The 19,917-nt window shown below is 63.5% G+C and carries 17 protein-coding genes and 1 pseudogene; 7 read left to right on the top strand and 11 right to left on the bottom strand.

The features are described 5' to 3' along the window. The first annotated feature begins 20 nt into the window (after positions 1–20). Positions 21–986: a quinone oxidoreductase gene (locus KBX17_RS04745; RefSeq protein WP_256018697.1), complete on the top strand. Its 966-nt coding sequence runs from the start codon at positions 21–23 to the stop codon at positions 984–986. A 6-nt stretch (positions 987–992) separates the two neighbouring features. On the opposite strand, the gene KBX17_RS04740 is transcribed toward KBX17_RS04745, so the two are convergent. Further along, positions 993–1,943: a heme o synthase gene (locus KBX17_RS04740; RefSeq protein ID WP_256018777.1), complete on the bottom strand. Its 951-nt coding sequence runs from the start codon at positions 1,941–1,943 to the stop codon at positions 993–995. On the opposite strand from KBX17_RS04740, the pseudogene KBX17_RS04735 reads away from it, so the two are divergent. The 6 genes and pseudogenes from KBX17_RS04735 (at position 1,840) to pgl (ending at position 10,105) form a co-directional block, all read left to right on the top strand. Next, positions 1,840–3,276 (top strand): annotated as a pseudogene (locus KBX17_RS04735) (CapA family protein). The gene KBX17_RS04740 and the pseudogene KBX17_RS04735 overlap by 104 nt on opposite strands. Positions 3,277–3,427: 151 nt before the next feature. Then, complete coding sequence (gene tkt / locus KBX17_RS04730; protein ID WP_256018776.1) at positions 3,428–5,569, top strand: transketolase; 2,142 nt, start codon at positions 3,428–3,430, stop codon at positions 5,567–5,569. Between the two features lie 25 nt (positions 5,570–5,594). Next, positions 5,595–6,695: a transaldolase gene (gene tal, locus KBX17_RS04725; protein WP_256018695.1), complete on the top strand. Its 1,101-nt coding sequence runs from the start codon at positions 5,595–5,597 to the stop codon at positions 6,693–6,695. A gap of 135 nt (positions 6,696–6,830) precedes the next feature. After that, complete coding sequence (gene zwf / locus KBX17_RS04720; protein ID WP_256018686.1) at positions 6,831–8,369, top strand: glucose-6-phosphate dehydrogenase; 1,539 nt, start codon at positions 6,831–6,833, stop codon at positions 8,367–8,369. 26 nt (positions 8,370–8,395) lie between these two features. Continuing rightward, a complete protein-coding gene (locus KBX17_RS04715; RefSeq protein ID WP_256018684.1) occupies positions 8,396–9,331 on the top strand; it encodes a glucose-6-phosphate dehydrogenase assembly protein OpcA in 936 nt (311 codons plus the stop codon). A gap of 45 nt (positions 9,332–9,376) precedes the next feature. Beyond that, a complete protein-coding gene (pgl, locus tag KBX17_RS04710) occupies positions 9,377–10,105 on the top strand; it encodes a 6-phosphogluconolactonase (protein WP_256018682.1) in 729 nt (242 codons plus the stop codon). A gap of 62 nt (positions 10,106–10,167) precedes the next feature. Here pgl and secG read toward each other — a convergent pair whose 3' ends face one another. The 10 genes from secG to ribH form a co-directional block, all read right to left on the bottom strand. Further along, a complete protein-coding gene (gene secG, locus KBX17_RS04705; RefSeq protein ID WP_005290052.1) occupies positions 10,168–10,404 on the bottom strand; it encodes a preprotein translocase subunit SecG in 237 nt (78 codons plus the stop codon). 105 nt (positions 10,405–10,509) lie between these two features. Further along, complete coding sequence (tpiA, locus tag KBX17_RS04700; protein ID WP_005290051.1) at positions 10,510–11,301, bottom strand: triose-phosphate isomerase; 792 nt, start codon at positions 11,299–11,301, stop codon at positions 10,510–10,512. A 34-nt stretch (positions 11,302–11,335) separates the two neighbouring features. Next, positions 11,336–12,556, bottom strand: a complete 1,221-nt coding sequence (gene pgk / locus KBX17_RS04695) for a phosphoglycerate kinase (protein ID WP_005290049.1) — start codon at positions 12,554–12,556, stop codon at positions 11,336–11,338. A 104-nt stretch (positions 12,557–12,660) separates the two neighbouring features. Next, on the bottom strand, positions 12,661–13,671 hold the full coding sequence (gene gap / locus KBX17_RS04690; RefSeq protein WP_255997622.1) for a type I glyceraldehyde-3-phosphate dehydrogenase: 1,011 nt from the start codon (positions 13,669–13,671) through the stop codon (positions 12,661–12,663). A gap of 100 nt (positions 13,672–13,771) precedes the next feature. Then, the gene (gene whiA / locus KBX17_RS04685; RefSeq protein ID WP_256018681.1) at positions 13,772–14,743 is read right to left on the bottom strand and encodes a DNA-binding protein WhiA; all 972 of its coding nucleotides are present in this window, start codon (positions 14,741–14,743) and stop codon (positions 13,772–13,774) included. A gap of 46 nt (positions 14,744–14,789) precedes the next feature. Then, positions 14,790–15,800 carry a uridine diphosphate-N-acetylglucosamine-binding protein YvcK gene (gene yvcK, locus KBX17_RS04680; RefSeq protein ID WP_005290043.1) on the bottom strand — a complete coding sequence of 337 codons (1,011 nt, stop codon included), beginning with the start codon at positions 15,798–15,800 and terminating at the stop codon, positions 14,790–14,792. Positions 15,801–15,831: 31 nt separating this feature from the next. After that, the gene (rapZ, locus tag KBX17_RS04675) at positions 15,832–16,710 is read right to left on the bottom strand and encodes an RNase adapter RapZ (RefSeq protein WP_255997620.1); all 879 of its coding nucleotides are present in this window, start codon (positions 16,708–16,710) and stop codon (positions 15,832–15,834) included. A gap of 6 nt (positions 16,711–16,716) precedes the next feature. Beyond that, positions 16,717–18,798, bottom strand: a complete 2,082-nt coding sequence (gene uvrC, locus KBX17_RS04670; RefSeq protein ID WP_255997619.1) for an excinuclease ABC subunit UvrC — start codon at positions 18,796–18,798, stop codon at positions 16,717–16,719. Beyond that, positions 18,799–19,362, bottom strand: a complete 564-nt coding sequence (locus KBX17_RS04665; RefSeq protein ID WP_255995356.1) for a PH domain-containing protein — start codon at positions 19,360–19,362, stop codon at positions 18,799–18,801. It lies immediately after the preceding gene. 25 nt (positions 19,363–19,387) lie between these two features. Next, on the bottom strand, positions 19,388–19,879 hold the full coding sequence (gene ribH, locus KBX17_RS04660; RefSeq protein WP_255997617.1) for a 6,7-dimethyl-8-ribityllumazine synthase: 492 nt from the start codon (positions 19,877–19,879) through the stop codon (positions 19,388–19,390). Positions 19,880–19,917: the final 38 nt, after the last annotated feature.

Raw genomic sequence — 19,917 nt, 5'->3', positions numbered from 1 at the left:
GCGGCACGTAGCCTGGAGCCATGAAGGCTATCCAGATCACCCAGCACGGCGGCCCCGACGTCCTCACGTTCGTCGAGACAGCGGACCCCACACCACAGGACCATCAGGTTCTCGTGGAGGTGCTCTACGCGGGTGTCAACTACATTGACACCTATTTCCGCGAGGGCATCTACCACAGCGAGCTGCCCTTCATTCCGGGCAAGGAAGGCTGCGGCCGCGTCATCCACGACCCGCGCGGTGAGATCGCCGACGGCACTGTTGTCGCCTGGGACTCCGCCGAAGGGTCCTACGCGGAAAAGGTCTGCGTGGACCGCGCCCGCCTCGTCGCCGTACCGGACTCGATTTCACCCGAGGTTGCCGCTTCGATGCTGCTGCAGGGCATGACCGCCCACTACCTGCTCTACGGGGTGCGCGACACCCAGCAGGGCGATTCTATGCTGGTGACGGCTGGCGCGGGTGGGGTGGGGTTGCTGTTGACCCAGCTCGCTAACGCCCAAGGCGCGACGGTCTACTCCGTGGTGTCCACTGATGAGAAAGAAGAACTCGCCTACGCCGCTGGTGCCACCGAGGTGTTCCGTTACAGCGAGGGCTTGGCGGAAACCGTGCGGCGGCGAAACGCTGGCCGTGGGGTCGACGTGGTGTATGACGGCGTGGGCAAAGACACCTTCCAGGAATCGCTCGAGGCGGTCCGCCCACGCGGCCTGGTCTGCCTTTTCGGCGCCGCGTCAGGCCCGGTGGAGCCGTTTGACCCGCAGCTATTGAACAAGCACGGCTCGATCTTCCTCACCCGTCCGTCGCTTGGCGCGTACACCGCGACCGACGACGAGTTCCGGATGCGCGCGCAAGCCGTCGTGCGCGCGGTTGAGGAGGGAGCGCTAAACATCCGCGTCCACGAGCCCTACGCGCTTGACGACGCTTCCCGCGCCCACCACGACCTTCAATCCCGCAGCACGACCGGCTCCGTCGTATTGAAAGTGGCCGATTAGCGGCGCTTAGGCGGGGAAGAGTTCCGCGATCGTCGGTAAACCGAGGATGGCGTCGACGGACAGTCCGAGGAAGAGCACTGCCAAGTAGTTGTTCGACAAAATGAACAGCTTGAGCGGCTTGACGTCTTCGCCACGCTTGATGGCGTTGTGCAGGCGCGTGGCCATGAGCAGGAAGGCCGCCCCGGACAGTGCAGCGACTGCGAGGTAAATCCAGGATGTCGCCGGGACGAGTGCCAGCGAGATGAGCACGGTCAGCCACGAGTAGATGAGGATCTGCTTCGTGGTTTCTTCCGGGCTGGCGACGACAGGTAGCATCGGTACGTTCGCACGGGCGTAGTCGTCCTTGTACTTCATGGCCAGGGCCCACGTGTGCGGCGGTGTCCAGAAGAAGATGATGAGAAACAGCACGACCGCCTGCCACCATCGGTCCGGGCTACCGTCGGAAACATTACTGCGGATGACAGCCCAGCCGACCATGACCGGCATGCAGCCGGCCGCGCCGCCCCAGATGACGTTCTGCCAGGTCTTGCGCTTGAGCCACTTGGTGTAGACGAAGATGTAGAACCAGTTGGTCAGGATGATGAAGAACGCGGCCAACCAGGACTTGCACACCAGCCCCAGCCACAGCACCGACAGGATCAGCAGCGCCCAGGCGAAAACTCGGGCGCGTTCCTTCGTCACCGTGTGGCGGACCAGCGGGCGGGCACGGGTGCGCCCCATCTTCTGGTCAATGTCGTAGTCGGCGACCATGTTGAACGCGTTCGCCGCACCGGCCCCCATCCAGCCACCGAAGAGGGTAGCCAGGATGAGCAGAACGTGGACCTCACCACGGTCCGCCTGCAGCATTGCCGGGATGGCGGCGACCAGCAAGAGCTCAATGACCCTCGGCTTCGTCAACGCGAAATACGCCTTGATGGTCTCCAACAAATACTCCTCAACAACACACGTTTCACACAGCGGGGATTCGCTCTGGGATGGTTCCTCCCGGGGCCGAACCAGTAGAGAACTAGTCGGCAATGTCAGCGCAGAAGTTCCCGGGATCCCCGCAAACACCCGGATATCGTACCGCTGGAAAGCATGCGGGCGGAAATCACATACTGATAAATTGAAATGCATGTCCCGCCGCGTCACATTCACCGTGGTTTCCGCTATCACCATGGTTTCCGCCGCAACAATGAGCTCCTGCAGCCTCGTTGATCAAGCCGTGCAGTCCTCCCCTTCTATACCGGCAGACTCTGGTGAGGACACCGCTGCGGCGCTTCCAGAGCAAGACGACATCGAGGCGTCGATCACGATCCGCTCCATTGGCGACATCCTCCCCCATGAAGAGGTTTACGCCGACGCGGCGAACCGTGCGGGCGGGACCGGCTACAACTTTGCGCCAATGCTCGACCCCGTGCGCCCGTACCTGCAAAACGCCGACATCACCACGGCGAACATGGAGGTCCCCGTCGCCGGAGAAGAACTCTTGCTTTCCGGGTACCCAGCCTTCAACTCACCCCCGGAAGTCGTCGACGCACTCTCAGGGGCAGGCGTGGACATAGTCAACAACGCTTCGAACCACTCGCTGGATCGTGGGTTGGAGGGGCTGCAAACGTCGACAAGCAATCTCCGTGAACGCTGAATGCTGTATGTGGGCAGTTACAGCTCACCTGAGGACCGTGCCACGCCGCGCGTGATCGACCGCAACGGTTTGAAGGTGGGGTTCTTGTCCTACACCTACGGTACAAACGGCATCCCGGTGCCGGAAGGGGCTGAGTGGTCGGTCAATCTCATTGGCCCCGAACTCATGCGTGCGGACATTGCTGCGTTGCGGCCAGACGTCGACGTGCTCATCGTGATCATGCACGCCGGCGAGGGATACGAGTCCTTCCCCGTGCAGTACCAAATCGACACCGCCGACACCGCGCGCCATGCTGGAGCGGATTTTGTGCTCGGCGGGCACCCGCATGTGATTGAACCGTTCCAGCGCTACCCCGACAACGAGCCGGGCCTAGGTGTCTGGTGGGGTCACGGAAACATCCTGCACGGACAATTCGCGGAGGAGACGAAGTATGGCGGCATCGGTGAATACACCATCACCCGCCGCAAAGATGGCACCTTGACGCTGGATTCAATCCGGTTCATGCCGACATACAACATGGGTATGCCGCACACGCCTGAGTTCAAAGTGATTCCGCTTGCCGACGCTGACTCGCTGCCCCACGTCGACCCCGCCGCCTCCAAAGCCGTGATCGAGCGGATGATGAACCACTACACCGACGTCGAGGTGGTCGGCTACTTGGACTAACCGCGCGCGAACCCCGGTCCCACCTGCGACCGGCGCAATGATTGCCACTAGTGTGGTGTGGAGTAATCACCCCGAACCCCCGGTAAGCGAGGACATAGTGACTTCCGAGAACTCTGACAACGCCGCACACCTGCCCGAGGAGCTGCAGGCCATGACTGTGGCCCGCTACCCGGAGGACTGGACCGACACCGACACCCGCGCCGTGGACACGGTGCGCGTGCTGGCCGCAGACGCAGTGGAGAACTGCGGCTCCGGCCACCCGGGAACGGCCATGTCGCTGGCGCCGTTGGCATACACTCTCTACCAGCGCGTCATGGTGCACGACCCAGCTGACCCGCACTGGGTCGGCCGCGACCGCTTCGTGCTGTCCAACGGTCACTCTTCCCTGACCCAGTACATCCAGCTGTACCTGGGCGGCTTCGGCCTTGAGATCGAGGACTTGGTTTCCCTGCGTACTTGGGGTTCCAAGACCCCGGGCCACCCCGAGTACAACCACACCGCCGGTGTGGAGATCACCACCGGCCCGCTGGGCCAGGGTTTGGCCTCCGCAGTGGGTATGGCGATGGCCTCGCGCCGCGAGCGCGGTCTCTTCGACCCGTCCGCCGCGCCGGGCGAGTCCCCCTTTGACCACTTCATCTACGTCATCGCCGGCGACGGTGACCTGCAGGAGGGCGTGACCTCTGAGGCTTCCTCTCTGGCGGGCACGCAAAAGCTGGGTAACCTCATTGCCTTCTGGGACGACAACCGCATCTCCATCGAGGACGACACCCAGATCGCCTTCACTGAGGATGTCATGGCCCGCTACGAGGCTTACGGCTGGCAGACCCTGACCGTTGAGTCCGGCGAGGACGTCGCTGCCATCTTGTCCGCCGTCGAGGAGGCGAAGGCCGACACCTCTCGCCCGACGATGATCCGCGTCAAGACGGTCATTGGCTACCCCGCCCCGACCATGATGAACACTGGTGCCGCGCACGGTGCCGCCCTCGGTGCTGAGGAAGTCGCGGCCACCAAGAAGGTGCTCGGCTTCGACCCGGAGGTCATGTTCGGCGTCGAGGAGAAGGTGATCAACCACACCCGCGGCCTGGCCCAGCGCGGTGCACAGGCGCACGCGCAGTGGCAAAAGCGTTTCGACGAATGGGCCTCCGCCAACCCTGACAACAAGGCCCTCTACGACCGCGTGACCGAACGCCGCCTGCCTGAGGGCTGGGCCGACGACATGCCTACCTGGGAACCCGACGCGAAGGGCCTGGCTACCCGCAAGGCATCCGAGGCCTCCATCCAGGCTGTCGCCGCGACGCTTCCGGAACTGTGGGGCGGCTCGGCCGACCTGGCTGGCTCCAACAACACCCTGATCAAGGGAGAGCCGTCCTTCGGCCCGGAATCCATCTCCACCGACATGTTCACCGCGCAGCCCTACGGCCGTAACCTGCACTTCGGTATCCGTGAGCACGCCATGGGCGCGATCATGAACGGTATTGCCCTGCACGGTGGCACCCGCGTCTACGGCGGCACCTTCCTGATCTTCTCCGAGTACCTCTACCCCTCCATCCGCGTCGCGGCTCTGTCAGGCATCGACGGCTACTACGTGTTCACCCACGACTCCATCGGCCTTGGCGAGGACGGACCGACCCACCAGCCGGTGGAAACACTGACCGCCCTGCGCGCCATCCCGGACCTGGCAGTCATCCGCCCGGCCGACGCGAACGAGACGTCCGCTGCGTGGAAGGCCGCCATCGAGGCTGACGAGCAGCCGAAGGCATTCGCCCTGTCCCGTCAGAACCTCCCCGTTCTAGAGGGCACCAAGGAGAAGGCTTTCGAGGGCGTGGCCCGCGGCGCTTATGTGCTCGTTGAAGGCTCCAGGGAGACCCCGGACGTCCTGCTCATCGCGACCGGTTCCGAGGTGCAGCTCGCTGTTCAAGCTGCTAGCCAGCTGGAACAGGACGGTGTCGCCGCCCGTGTCGTGTCCATGCCGTCGATGGAGTGGTTCCTGCAGCAGGATCGCGAGTACATCGACTCCGTGATCCCGCCGCAGGTGCGCGCCCGCGTCTCCGTCGAAGCTGGTGTGTCCATGCCATGGTTCCGCTTCACCGGTGACCACGGACGCAACGTCTCGCTCGAGCACTTCGGCGCGTCCGCCCCCGGTGACGAGCTGTTCAAGCGCTTCGGCATCACCGCTGACGCCGTCATTGAAGCAGCGCGCGAATCCATTGCATCCGCCAGCGCCGAATCCGCAGGCCCCGCAGACTCTGCCGCTGACCCGCAGCGCACCCGCGTCCGCGGCGACAACATCTAAGCCACCACCACTAAGGAGAACAACCATGACCGCAATCGACCGTCTCTTCGAGCTGGGCACCTCCACGTGGTTGGACGACCTGTCCCGCGACCGCATCACCTCCGGCAACCTGGAGCAGATCAAGGCTGAGAAGTCCATCGTCGGCGTGACCACCAACCCTGCGATCTTTGCCAACGCGATGTCCAAGGGCAACGCTTACGACGAGCACATCCAGCAGCTCAAGGAAGGCAAAGCCGGCGTAGATGAGGCCGTCTACGCCATGTCCATCAAGGATGTGCAGGACGCCTGCGACCTCTTCCTTGACATCTACGAGTCCACCGGCGGGCGTGACGGCCGCGTGTCCATCGAGGTGGACCCGCGCCACGCCGACGATGAGGCGCGAACTGTCTCCCATGCTGCCGAGCTGTGGGAGATGGTGGGCCGCCCGAACGTGATGATCAAGATTCCCGCAACGGACGCATCCCTGCCGGCCATCACCGCTTCCCTGGCGGCGGGCATCTCCGTCAACGTCACGCTCATCTTCTCTGTCGAGCGCTACAAGCAGGTCATCGACGCCTACAAGGAGGGCATCAAGCAGGCTGCGGCGAACGGCCACGACGTGTCCACGATCCACTCCGTAGCGTCCTTCTTCGTCTCCCGCATGGACACCGAGGTGGACAACCGCCTCGACGCCATCAGCGACGAGCACGCCGACGCAGCGCAGGAGCTCAAGGGCAAAGCCGGCGTCGCTAACGCTCGCTTGGCCTACCAGCTATTCCTCGACTCCTTCGATGACGCCGCCATGGCTGAATTGCCGGACGGTGCGAACAAGCAGCGCCCGCTGTGGGCGTCGACAGGCGTGAAGAATCCTGCCTACCCGGCAGACATGTACGTCACGCAGCTTGCCGGCCCCGACACCGTCAACACCATGCCAGAGCCGACGATTGACGCTGCGATTGAGGGCGACAACGTCTCCGGCGACACGCTTAACGGGACAGTTGGGGACGCGCAGAAGGTCTTCGACCAGCTCGAAACCGTCGGTATCGACATCGCCGATGTGGTCCGCGTGCTGGAGAAGGAAGGCGTGGACAAGTTCGTCGATGCATGGCAGGAACTCCTCGACTCCATGCTCGAGAATCTAAAATAACCGAAACCTTCATCCGGCCCTGGCGATTAAGGTTTAATGAATGAAAGTCGCCCGGGCCGGCACCACGGCTCAACGGTTGCTCCCCTTCTACTGGGGAGCAACCTTTCCGCTTATCTCACGAAAGGTCCGCCAGCCATGACGGAACCGGCACCCGAATGGTCCAATCCTCTTCGTAACCGCGCCGACCGGCGCCTGCCCCGCATCGCGGGACCGTCCGGCATGGTCATCTTCGGCGTGACCGGCGACCTAGCTAAGCGCAAACTTCTGCCCGCCATCTACGACCTGGCCTACCGCGGTCTTCTGCCCGCCGGCTTCACTCTCGTCGGTTTTGGCCGCAGGCCGTGGTCGAACGAAGAGTTCGAGTCTTACGTGCGCGAGCAGGTCGAAGAAGGTGCCCGCACCGATTTCGACGAGCACGTCTGGGACCGGCTCGCTGAGGGCATGCACTTTGTCCAGGGCGCGTTCGATGACGATCAGGCCTTCGACAACATGGCCGAGCTCCTCAAAGAGATGGACGCCACGCGTGGCACCGCCGGCAACTGGGCGTTCTACCTCTCTGTGCCGCCCGAGTACTTCGCCAACGTGGTTAGTCAGCTTGACCGCACCGGCATGGCCCACGGAACGGACGAGCAGTGGCGCCGCGTCATCATTGAGAAACCGTTCGGCCATAACCTGGAATCGGCCAAGGAGCTCAACGAGACGATCAACTCTGTCTTCCCGGAACGCGCGGTGTTCCGCATCGATCACTACCTGGGCAAGGAAACCGTTCAGAACATCCTCGCCTTCCGCTTCGCCAACCAGCTGTTCGAGCCGATCTGGTCCTCGCGCTACGTCGACCACGTGCAGATCACCATGGCCGAGGACATCGGTTTGGGCGGCCGTGCCGGCTACTACGACGGCATTGGCGCTGCCCGCGACGTGATCCAGAATCACCTGCTGCAGCTTTTGGCGCTTGTGGCTATGGACGAGCCGGTCAGTTTCTCGCCGCGCCAGCTGCGCTACGAGAAGCTGAAGATCCTGCGTGCCACCAAGCCCATTGGCCCGTTTGAAGAGACGACGGCCCGCGGCCAGTACACCGCCGGCTGGCAGGGCTCGGAGCAGGTCGTCGGCTTGCGCGAGGAAGAGGGCTTCGACCCGGAATCCACCACCGAGACATATGCTGCCTGCACCCTGGGCATCAATTCGCGGCGCTGGGCGGGCGTACCGTTCTACCTCCGGACAGGCAAGCGCTTGGGCCGGCGCGTCACGGAGATCGCCCTCGTGTTCAAGAAAGCCCCGCACCAGCCGTTCGATCCTGGCTTGACCAGCCAGCTTGGCGCAAACACCCTGGTCATCCGTGTCCAACCGGACGAGGGCATTCTGCTGCGCTTCGGCTCCAAAGTGCCCGGCTCCACGATGGAGGTCCGCGACGTCAACATGGACTTCTCCTACGCCGAAGCGTTCACCGAGGAGTCGCCGGAAGCCTACGAGCGCCTCATTCTCGACGCGCTTCTCGACGAAACCGGCCTCTTCCCCACCTCCGCCGAGGTCGAGCGCTCCTGGGAGATCCTCGACCCGATCCTGGACTACTGGGCTGAAAACGGCCGCCCGGACGAGTACCCCGCCGGCACGTGGGGTCCGTCATCCGCCGATGAGATGATGCACGCTACCGGCCGCACCTGGCGCCGCCCCTAGCAGGAAAGAACCAGAGAAGGAACACCATGTACGTCACCCTCTCCGATACGTCCACCCGGGACATCGCCAAGCTTCTCCTGGACACGCAAGAGAACCACTCGTTGGCTACTGGCCGCGTGCTCACCCTCATCGTCGTTGCCGACATCAACGATGATGTCGAGTCCATCCTCGACCAGGTGCGCGTGGCTTCCCATGAGCACCCCTCGCGTGTGCTCATGCTCATCACCGGCAATGTTGACGGCCCATCCTCGCTCGATGCGCAGGCCATCCTGGCTGCGGACGCCGGGGCCTCCGAGATCGTCGTGATGGACCTGCACGGCGAGCTCGCGCGGAACCTCGATTCCGTCGTCACGCCTTTGCTCTTACCGGACACCCCGATTGTCGCGTGGTGGCCGTCGACGGCGCCGGCGCGCCCGAGTGAGCACCCGCTCGGCCGCATCGCGCACCGCCGCATTACCAACGTCCGCGAAAACGTTAGCGGCAACGCCCTGCTGCGTCTGAAGAACGGCTACGCGCCCGGGGACTCGGACATGCTGTGGTCGCGCATCACCCACTGGCGCGGTGTGGTGGCCTCCGCGTTCGACGCGTACCCGCGTGACCCGGTCACCTCCGTCGACATTGACGGCCCGGACGACAACCCGAGTGTCGATATCGCCGCCGGCTGGCTCTCCGCCTCTCTCGGCGTTGAGGTGCGGCGTATCGCGAGCGAGCAGTCGGCTTCAGAGCCGTCACGCTTGTTCCCCGTTCGCCGTCTCACCCTGCACCGTGACTCCGGGCCAGTGAAGGTCGAAGTCAAGGACGACAAGACGCTGAGTGTGAAAATCCCAGGGGTTGCGGAAGCGTTCGTGGCCATGAGCGTGCGCAGCGACGCTGACTGTCTCGCGGAGGAACTGCGCCACCTCGACCCCGACTGGGCGTACTCTCAAGCACTCAAGTCTCTGCCCAACGTTAAAGTTGTCTAGAGTCGAAGACGAGCTGTTTTTCAAGGCTTTCAAGGAGCGATCACAATGACTACCGTCAGGAACGTCCCCAATCTCGATGTGCTTATCGACGAAGCATCTACCCAGTTCGTCGAGACCATCGAAACCATCGTGTCTACCCCCACCGGTGGGGTGCACAGGGACGGGATCGCGCGCGTAGTGTTCACCGGCGGCGGCGCCGGCATCAAGCTTTTGTCCCGCCTTGTCCGCGCCAAGATCGATTGGACACGCGTCCACGTGTTCTTCGGCGATGAGCGCAACGTGCCCGTCTACGACCCGGACTCTAACGAGGGCCAGGCGCGTTACGCGCTGCTCAACCACGTCAATATTCCGGAGGCGCACATTCACGGGTACCGCCCGGGCAGCGGGCAGCTCGATGAAGCGGCCTCGAACTACGAGGATGCCATCCGCAGGCACGCCCCCGAAGGCTTCGACCTGCACCTGATGGGCATGGGACCCGATGGCCACGTCAACTCGCTGTTCCCCAACTCGGAGCAGCAAGATGAGACCGAAAAGCTCGTCGTCGCCGTCACCGAGTCCCCGAAGCCGCCGGCCGAGCGCCTGACCCTCACTTACCCGGGCATTTCACGCGCCGAGGAGGTCTGGCTCCTCGTTTCTGGCTCCGAGAAAGCCGAGGCCACCGCTGCCCTGCTGAAGGACTCCCCGACTCCGCAGTGGCCCGTCAGCCGCGTCCCGGAGCTGGCCAAGACCACCCTCTTCGTCACCGACGACGCCTACGGCGAATCCACGAACTAGGCGCAGACAGCAGAAAAGGCCGGGATCATTCCCGGCCTTTGTTCGTGTGCTTGTCTGACTGCTTACAGCCCGTACGCCTGAATCAGAAGGAGCGCAATGATGCAGACGATCCAGATGATCGCGACTGCCACGGTGTAGCGGTTGAGGTTCTTCTCCACCACAGTCGAACCGGACAAGTTCGCCTGAACGCCGCCACCGAACAGGGAGGACAAGCCGCCGCCTTTGCCCCTGTGGAGCAGGACCAAAATAGTCATCAAAAGCGAGGTGATGACCAGGATGATCTGAAGAGCCAGCGTCATGGGGTGTGTGCCTCCGAAGTTGGGTGCGGTTAACCGTTCACATGTTACACCAGCACGGTGCCACGCCCTGAATCGGCGCGCACGGTGCTGGTGTTCGGTATTCGTTTATGCCTGGGCGCGGACTGCGTCGCCAGCGGCTGCAACGAGCTTGGCAAAGTCCTCGCCGTCGAGCGATGCGCCGCCGACCAGGCCGCCGTCAACATCCGGCTGGCCGATAATGTCGGCGATCGTGTCGGTCTTGACCGAGCCGCCGTACAGGATACGGATGCCGGCTGCGACCTCATCCCCTGCGAGTTCGGCGATCAGACCGCGGATAGCTTTGCAGATCTCCTGAGCATCTTCAGCGGATGCGCTCTTCCCGGTTCCGATAGCCCAGACCGGCTCGTACGCAATGACGATCTCAGACAGCTGGGAGGTCTCCAGCTCGGCCAGGGACTCGCGGGTCTGCTCGACCACGAAGTTCACGTGGTCCCCTGCCTCGCGCACATCGAGCTGCTCACCGACGCAAATGATCGGCGTGACGCCCTGGGACAGTGCGGCCTTCGCCTTCTGGGAGACGAGCTCATTGGACTCGGCGTGGTATTCGCGGCGCTCGGAGTGACCGACGACAACCCACGTGCAGTCCAGCTTGGCCAGCATCGGCGCGGAGATCTCACCGGTGTAGGCGCCGGACTCGTGTGCGGATACATCCTGCGCACCGTAAGTGATCTGCAGGTTGTCGCCCTGGACGAGCGTCTGCAGGGAACGCAGGTCGGTGAACGGGACGGTCAGTGCGACATCAACGTCCTCGTAGTAGTCCTTCGGCAGTGCGAAGGCGAGACGCTGCGCCTGGGAGATCGCCTCGAGGTGGTCGTGGTTCATTTTCCAGTTGCCAGCGATAAGGGGCTTACGTGCCATGAAAATCTTCCTTTCGGCTTATCCGTTGGTCCGCTTAGTTTTGCTCGAGGACGGAGACGCCGGGCAGTTCCTTGCCCTCGACGAGCTCGAGAGAAGCGCCGCCGCCGGTGGAAATGTGAGAGAAGCCGTCCTCGTCGAGCCCGAGCACGCGTACCGACGCTGCGGAGTCGCCGCCGCCGACGACCGTGAAAGAGCCGTTATTGGCGGTAGCGTCAATCATCGCCTGTGCGACAGCGCGGGTGCCGTCGGCGAAGTTCGGCTTCTCGAAGACACCCATCGGGCCGTTCCAAAACACGGTCTTAGAGTCGGCGATGATCTCCGCGTACTTCTTAGCGGTCTCGGGGCCGATGTCGAGGGAGAGCCAGCCCTCCGGGATGCCGTCGAGGTCGACGGTCTTGCGCTCAGCGTCGTTGTCGAACTCGGAAGCGGCCACCAGGTCGACCGGGAGGACGATCTTGTCGCCGTACTTCTCAATGAGCTCCTTGCAAGTGTCCACCATCTCCTCCTGGAGCAGAGACTCCTGGGTGTTGTGCCCCTGAGCAGTGAGGAAGGTGTAGCACATGCCGCCACCGATGATGACGTGATCGGCCTTCTCCGCGAGTGCCTCGATCACACCGAGCTTGTCAGAGACCTTCGAGCCGCCGAGCACGACGATGTACGGGGCGGTCGGATTGTCCTTGATCGCGGCGAGCTTGTCCACTTCGTCCTGGACGAGGTAGCCGGCGTATGCAGGCAAACGCTTGGCCACGTCGTACACCGAGGCCTGCGCGCGGTGCACCACACCGAAACCGTCGGAAACAAACGCACCGTCATCAGCTGCGAGAGCTGCGAGCTCGTCGGCGAAGCTCTCACGCTCAGACTCATCCTTGGAGGTTTCGCGGGCATCGAAGCGCACGTTCTCGACGAGCAGCACATCGCCCTCGGACAGGCCGTTGGCACGCTCATGCGCGTCCTCGCCCGTCACATCAGATGCGAGTGCGACGTACTGGCCCAGGCGCTCGGACAAAGCCTCAGCAACCGGCTTGAGGGAGTACTTCGGGTTCACCTCACCCTTCGGGCGGCCCAGGTGGGCGGTGAGGATGACCTTGGCGCCACCGTCGATAAGCGCCTGGATGGTGGGCAGAGATGCGTCGATACGCCCTGCGTCGGTGATGTTGCCGTCGTCGTCGAGCGGGACGTTGAAATCGGAGCGCACGAGCACGTGGCGGCCGTCGACGCCCTCCTTGAGCAGCTCGTCGATGGAACGTACAGCCATGATTGTCTATCTCCTTGAAGTGTGTCAGCGTAAGTGAAAGCCCGGGAAGGAGTGAGCACTCCCCCGGGCTTCAAGCTAGGGACGCACGGGGTGCGCGCCCCTGCTTAGAGGTTGTCAGCGACGTGCTTGGTCATGCGGATGTACTGGGAGGTGTAGGAGTACTCGTTGTCGTACCACGAGATGATCTTCACCAGGTTGCCGTCGATCACGCGGGTCATGCCAGCGTCGAAGATGGCGCCGTGGGAGTTGCCGATGATGTCGGAGGAGACGATCGGGTCCTCGGTGTACTCCAGCGCACGACCGAACTCCGGGTCCTGGACAGCGTTCTTGACAGCCTCATTGACCTCGTCGACCGTGACGTCGCGGCCAACGTTGACGGTCAGGTCCGTGGCGGAACCAGTGATGGTCGGCACACGCATCGCGAAGCCGTCAAGCTTGCCTTCCAGCTCCGGCAGAACCAGGGCGACAGCCTTAGCAGCGCCGGTGGTGGTCGGAACGATGTTCTGGGCAGCAGCGCGGGCGCGGCGCAGGTCCTTGTGCGGAGCGTCCTGCAGGCGCTGGTCGCCGGTGTAGGCGTGGATGGTGGTCATCAGGCCGTTCTGGATGCCGAATGCATCGTTGAGCACCTTGGCAACCGGAGCCAGGGAGTTGGTGGTGCAGGATGCGGCGGAGATGATCTTGGAGTCAGCGTTGTAGTCGGTGTGGTTCACACCCCACACGTAGGTGCCGTCGACGTTCTTGCCCGGTGCGGAGATGATGACCTTCTTGGCGCCAGCATCGATGTGTGCCTGCGCCTTCTCGCCGTCGGTGAAGATACCGGTGGATTCCAGGACGATGTCGACGTTAGCGTCGCCCCATGCCAGGTTCGCCGGGTCCTTCTCAGCGGTGACCTCAATGCGCTTGCCGTCGATGGTCAGGGAGTTGTCGTCGTACTCGACCTCGTGGCCCAGCTGGCCGTAAGCGGTGTCGTACTTGATCAGGTGAGCCAGGGTCTCGTTGTCGGTCAGATCGTTGATCTTCACAACCTCGAGCTCGTCCGCGTAGTTTTCCAGGATGATGCGGAATGCGGAGCGGCCGATGCGGCCGAAACCGTTAATGCCGATGCGGGTGGTCACTGAATTTCTCCTTTTATCGGATTGGTGTCGTGGCACGTCGTGCCCTCACCACCCAAGTGTAGAGAATTGCAGGCACCCCTGCAGGTGCTTTTCCGCGGCTCTAACTGTCCTCAGCGACGGCGGCATTTGTGTCGGGAATCCCCAGCTCTTTCGCCCGCTTGTCGGCCAACGACAGCAGGCGGCGGATGCGGCCGGCGACAGCATCTTTGGTCATTTGCGGGTCCGCGAGACGGCCGAGTTCCTCCAGCGACGCGTGACGGTGTTTGACGCGGAGATAGCCAGCGTCGGCAAGGTGTTCCGGCACGTCGTCGCCGAGGATCGACATCGCTCGGTCGACGCGGGCAGCCGCGGCTGCAGCAGCTTGGGCCGAACGGCGCTGGTTCGCGTCGTCGAAATTGGCGTGGTGGCTAGCGGACTGCTTCGCTTGGCGCTTCTTGCGCTTCTCGTCCCACTCGAGGCGCACGCGGGGTGCGCCCATGCGGGAGAGCAGAATCCCGATCGCGTCGCCGTCGCGCAGGTAGACGCGCTCGGTGCCACGCGTCTCCTTCGTCTTCGCAGCGACGGACAGGCGGCGGGCGAGCCCCACCAACGCCAGTGCTGTCTCCTGGCGCGGGCAGACGACCTCCAGCGCTGAGGTGCGGCCGGGTTCGGTGAGCGAGCCGCGCGCCAGGAAGGCCCCGCGCCACGCTGCTTCCACCTCTGCGATGGTGCCGGAGATGATGTGGCGCGGTAAGCCCACCACGGGGTGTCCGGATGCGGTGACCAATCGGAAGCGGCGGATGACATCACGGGCACCGTCGCTGACCTTGACCTCGTAGCGCACGTCGCGGGATTGGCTCCCCGGCGAAGAGGACGTCACGTCGACTTTCACGTCACACACGTCGCGGATGGTGGCGGCCAAGTGGTCGGCGACGGAGCGTTCCGCGAAATCGGCGCGCAACTCAATGCCGCGCAGCCCCTGGTCGAATTCTCCGGCGACGCGCAGCATCGCGGTTGCTTCGGCAATGCGCGCGTCAGTGCTGGAGGGGTTCACACCCAACAGCTCATCTTTGACCTGTGCTGTCAATGCCACCGTGTCGCCTCTCTTCGTGTCGGATGGGGACAATCTCCCCAAAAGCTTAGTTTCCGCGCAGCAGCGAAGTGATGGCAGCTGCAAGTTTCTCCGGATCGTGCCTGTTCGTGCACTGGTTTTCCTCGTCGCGCTCGCACATGTCGGCGAAAGTGATCGCAGCACCGGCGCCTTCTGCCGCCCGTTCAAGGTAGGAACGCTCTCCTGGCGAGAGCTGAATATTGGAGTCGGCGAGGAAGTAGTCCACCTTTAACTCCGGGGCGTGCTGGTTGAACACATGGATGTGGCGTTCGGTGGTGAAGCCAGGGGTCTCCCCCTGCTCCGGCGACAGGTTGAGGATGACGACGACCTTGGCTGGAGTATTGCGTAGCGCCTCGACGATCTCCGGAACCAGCAGGTGCGGGATCACCGACGAGAACCACGAGCCTGGACCAATGGTGACCACGTCGGCGCTCATGATGGCGTCGATCGCGGCAGGGTTCGCCGCAGGCTCCTCTGGGATCAAGCGCACACGCCTGACGGAGCCCGGTGTCGTCGCCACAGCCACCTGCCCGCGCACGGCGCGGAGGACACGGAAGTCGTCGTCAAGCCCGGCGACCTCAGCCTCGATGTCGAGCGGCTGCAGCGCAACCGGCAGAACGCGCCCAGTGCTGTCTGTCCATGACCCCACGGTGTCCAAGGCGAGCTGAATGTCGTCGGAGGCTTCGGTCATGCCGGCGATCATCAGGTTGCCCACGGCGTGCCCCGCCATGGCGCCGTTTCCGCCGAAACGATGCTGCAGCACCTTCTTCCACACTGCGCCTTCTTCGGTGGGCGGTGTCAGCGCGGCCATCGCCATGCGCAGGTCGCCCGGCGGCACAATGGACAATTCGCGGCGCAGGCGACCCGAGGAGCCGCCGTCGTCGGCGACGGTGACGATCGCGTTGACGCGGCAGGTCTCGGGGCTGCAGCCGTCGCCAAGCTGTGCCCCCGCAATCTCGCGCGCGGCGAGCAAAGTCTGGTGCAGGCCGTGACCGCCGCCTAGGCTGGCCACGCTGAGAACATCGCGATGTTCGGTCATGGGAGTGATCTCCTCTTTCCTAGCGTGGCGTTTAGTTCCGGTTGAGGTCGCGGTGCATGACGGACACACCGACATCGCCACGCTCATTCAACCGCCGACCGATCTCTTCCGACACCGCGACAGATCGGTGATGCCCACCGGTGCAACCAATACCGACGGTGACGAAGTCTTTGCCCTCGTGCTTGTAACCAGCCATCATGGAGCTGAGCAGGTTCACCACACCGTCGACGAACTCATCAGCGCCTGGCCGCGACAGCACATAATCGCTGACAGGGGCATCAATGCCGCGGAAATCACGCAGCTCCTCGATCCAGTACGGGTTCGGCAGAAAGCGCACATCGAGCACAAGGTCCGCGTCGCGCGGCGAGCCATGCTTGAAACCGAAGGATTCAATGGTCACGTGCTGCTTCGTTGAATCCAGGTCACCGACAGACGCTTCGATGGCGCGCCGCAGATCGTGGATGGACAGGTTGGACGAGTCAATGATCACGTCTGCTGCCTGACGCACGCGCGCCAACTCTGCCCGCTCGCGGGTGATCCCGACATGCAGCGGATTGTCGTCCTGCAGCGGGTGGGTGCGGCGCACACTGTCGAACCGCCTGATCAGCACATCATCGCGGGCCTCGAGGAAGAGCACGAAGGGGTTGTAACCGCGCTCGTGCGCCTTGTCGATGACGTCCATGAGCGAACCCTTGAAGATGCGGGCGCGCACATCTGTCACCACGGCGAGCCTGTCCACGGGCGAGCTTTTCTCCGCCGCGAGGTCCATCAGCTCGATGATCAGCTGCGGCGGCAGGTTCTGGGAGACGAAGTACCCCTTGTCCTCGAAGACGCGCGCCGCCGAGGACAGCCCTCCGCCGGACATGCCGGTGATGATCACTGGTCGCAGTTCAGATGCCATGGACACCATTTTAAGCTATTCGCTTGACGACGGATCCTTGCGCAAATGCTGCCACACCGTCTCCGCCAGTTTCGGGCCGATTCCCGGCACTTCCTCAATCTCTTCGGCGCTGGCTGCTTTGAGGTTCTTCACACTGCCGAAGTGCTTCACCAAGTCGCTGCGGCGGGCTGGGCCGAGGCCGGGGATGCCGTCGAGGGCAGACGCCCGCATTCGCTTCGACCGCTGCTGCCGGTGGTAGGTAATGGCGAAGCGGTGGGCTTCGTCGCGGATCTGCTGCAGCAGGTACATGCCCTCGGAGTTGCGCGGGAGGATGAGCGGTTCGTCGTCGTCGGGCACCCACACTTCCTCGAGGCGCTTGGCCAGGCCGATGAGAGTGACGTCTACAATGCCCAACTCATCGAACACCGCTTGGGCGGCGTTGACCTGCGGCTTGCCGCCGTCGACGATGAACAGCTGCGGCGGGTAGGCGAAGCGCTTGTTGCCTGTGGATTCCACTGCTGAGTCTTCTTCGTCGTCGAAGACCTGGTCGCTTTCTTCCGGGTTGGCCAGCTTATCTTCGTTGTGGCGCTTGAAGCGGCGGCGGGTGACTTCCGCAATGGAGCCGACGTCATCCGAACGCCCGTCGCCCGCGGCTTCCTTGATGCGGTAGCGGCGGTAGTCCGCCTTTTTGGGCAGTCCGTCTTCGAAGACGACGAGAGACGCCACGACATCAGTGCCCTGGATGTGGGAGATATCGGTGCACTCAATGCGCAACGGGGCCTCGTCCATCATCAACGCGTCTTGAATGTCCTGCAACGCCTGGGAGCGCGCAGTGAGGTCGCCGACGCGCTTGAGCTTGTGCTGGCGCAGTGACTCCTTCGCGTTGCGGTGCACGGTCTCCATGAGAGACTTCTTGTCGCCGCGCTGCGGCACGCGGAATGACACTGGCCCGCCGCGCAACTTCTCCAGCAGAGCCTGGGTCTCCTCCGCCTCCGCCGGCATGACCTCCACGAGGATCTCGCGCGGCACCGGCATCGGCTGCTTCACCTGTGCGCGCGACTCTTGGTCCACGCCGCGGCGGCGGACCTTCTTCGCAGCCAAACGCTCGTCTTCAGCTTGCTCCTGCTCCATCCGCTCAACGGCATCGGAGTAGTACTGCACGAGGAAGTTCTGCATGAGGACGGGCAGGGCGGGGTCGTCCTGGCCTTCGTCGAGACGCTCCATGGAGCCCGGCTCATCACCGGTCTTCTCCACGACCCACCCCCGTTGGGAACGGATGCGGCCGTCGCGGACAGTGAAGATCTGCACGGCGGCCTCGAGCTCGTCGGTGTCGAAGGCGATGACATCCGCATCAGTGTCGATGGACAGCACGACCGTCTGCTTCTCCATCACCTTGTTCACGGCGCCCAGATCGTCGCGCAGCCGGGCGGCTTTTTCGAACTCGAGGTTCTCGCTCGCCTCCATCATCTGGGAGGTGAGACCCTTCACTACGGCATCGGTGCGGCCGGACATGAAGCCCATGAAGCCGTTCACAATGTCGTCGTACTCCGGCTCGCTCACGCGCGACACGCACGGCGCCGAGCACTTGTCGATGTACCCCAGTAGGCACGGCCGCCTTAGCTGTTCGTGCCGGTTGAACACGCCGTTGGAGCACGTGCGAATCGGGAACACGCGCGTGAGCAGGTCCAAGGTTTCGCGCACCGCCCACGCATGCGAGAAGGGGCCGAAGTAACGCACGCCTTTGCGCCGCGGACCGCGGTAGAAGAACGCCCGCGGGTACTTCTCCCCTACGCTCACCGCGAGCATTGGGTAGGTCTTGTCGTCGCGGTACATGACGTTGAACCACGGGTCGTACCGTTTGATCCACGTGTATTCGAGCTGCAGCGCCTCGACCTCGCTGGCTACGACCGTCCACTCGACCTTGGCAGCCGTGAAGACCATCTGACGCGTGCGCGGGTGGAGCGTTTGCGGCGGCTGGAAGTAGTTGTTCAGCCGGGAGCGCAGGTTCTTCGCCTTGCCCACGTAGACGACGCGGCCGGCGCCGTCACGGAATTTGTAGACGCCCGGATCAGTGGGGATTGTTCCCGGTGCCGGGCGGTAGGACTCTGGGTTAGCCATCTAGTCCTCGGGCATGTACTGGGCTTCGAGCTCGCGGAAGTCCTTCACCGCAGCCACAGCGCGTTCTTTGTCGGCGGACTGGATCGCCCACAGCGGCACGTATTCGAACTCCGGCAACTCCAACCGCGCCATGCGCGACCCGCGCGGGAATGCCAAACCGTAGATGACCACCCACGGGTAGAAGCGTGTGCCGATGATGTTGCGCACCTCCACGCCGTCCTCGTTCGCCCGCACACGTGGCCGCGACAAGCCCCACCAGGTGAATGCGGACAGAATCAGGCCGATGCCCGGGAAAGCGAGCTTGTCCAGTGTCGTGATAGCGGCGCCTGTGAACTCGATGTCGACGACTGCCCCCATGAAGATGTGCACAGCCATGATCACCACGATGGCGATCACCGCAATGCGCTTGAGTGCCGGAGACGTTGCCTCGAACTTCCACGGCTTCGTCGAGGTCACGGCATGGGGGTCGAGGGCGTTGAAGTATGCGAGTTCCTCATCGCTCAACGGCGCCCGCTTGTCAGGGCTGGTCATCTCGGGGCTGTCGGAACTGGTGTCAGGGCTCATCTCACTGGCCATCCTAGTGCTCGCGCTAGTCGCGGGCCAAAAGCGGGAATGTGCGCACCTGCGCCAGCGTCTTAGCTGCACCGAGCGCCGCAGCAACAGCTTCTGCGCCCTTGTCTTCCTTCGCGCCTTTGCCGCCGGCGCGGTCAAGTGCTTGCTGCTCATTGTCGACGGTGAGCACGCCGCTGCCCACAGGCACTTCCTCATCGAGCGCCACCCGGGTGAGGCCCTCCGTCACGGAATCGCAGACATAATCGAAGTGGGCCGTTTCACCGCGGATGACGCAGCCGAGGGCGACGACGGCGTCGAAACGCTTCGCGCACGCCTGCACGACAACCGGCAGCTCCAGCGCGCCAGCGACAGAAAAGACTTCGACCTTCGCACCAGCGTCGCGTGCGGCGGTCACGGCGCGGTCACGCAGCTTATCGACGATGCCTGCGTTCCACTTCGTCACCACCACCGCCACCGACATTCCCTCGGCATTCAACTGTGCGAGCTGGGGCGCTCCGGTCGTAGCCATACGGTTTCTTTCCCTTCTTTTACCCGTGTGAAGCAGAG

Origin of the sequence: Corynebacterium sp. CCUG 65737, assembly GCF_024454115.1 — a bacterium.
In the GTDB taxonomy this organism is placed as follows: Bacteria; Actinomycetota; Actinomycetes; order Mycobacteriales; family Mycobacteriaceae; genus Corynebacterium; species Corynebacterium genitalium.
This window is presented reverse-complemented; position numbering and strand designations above follow the sequence as displayed.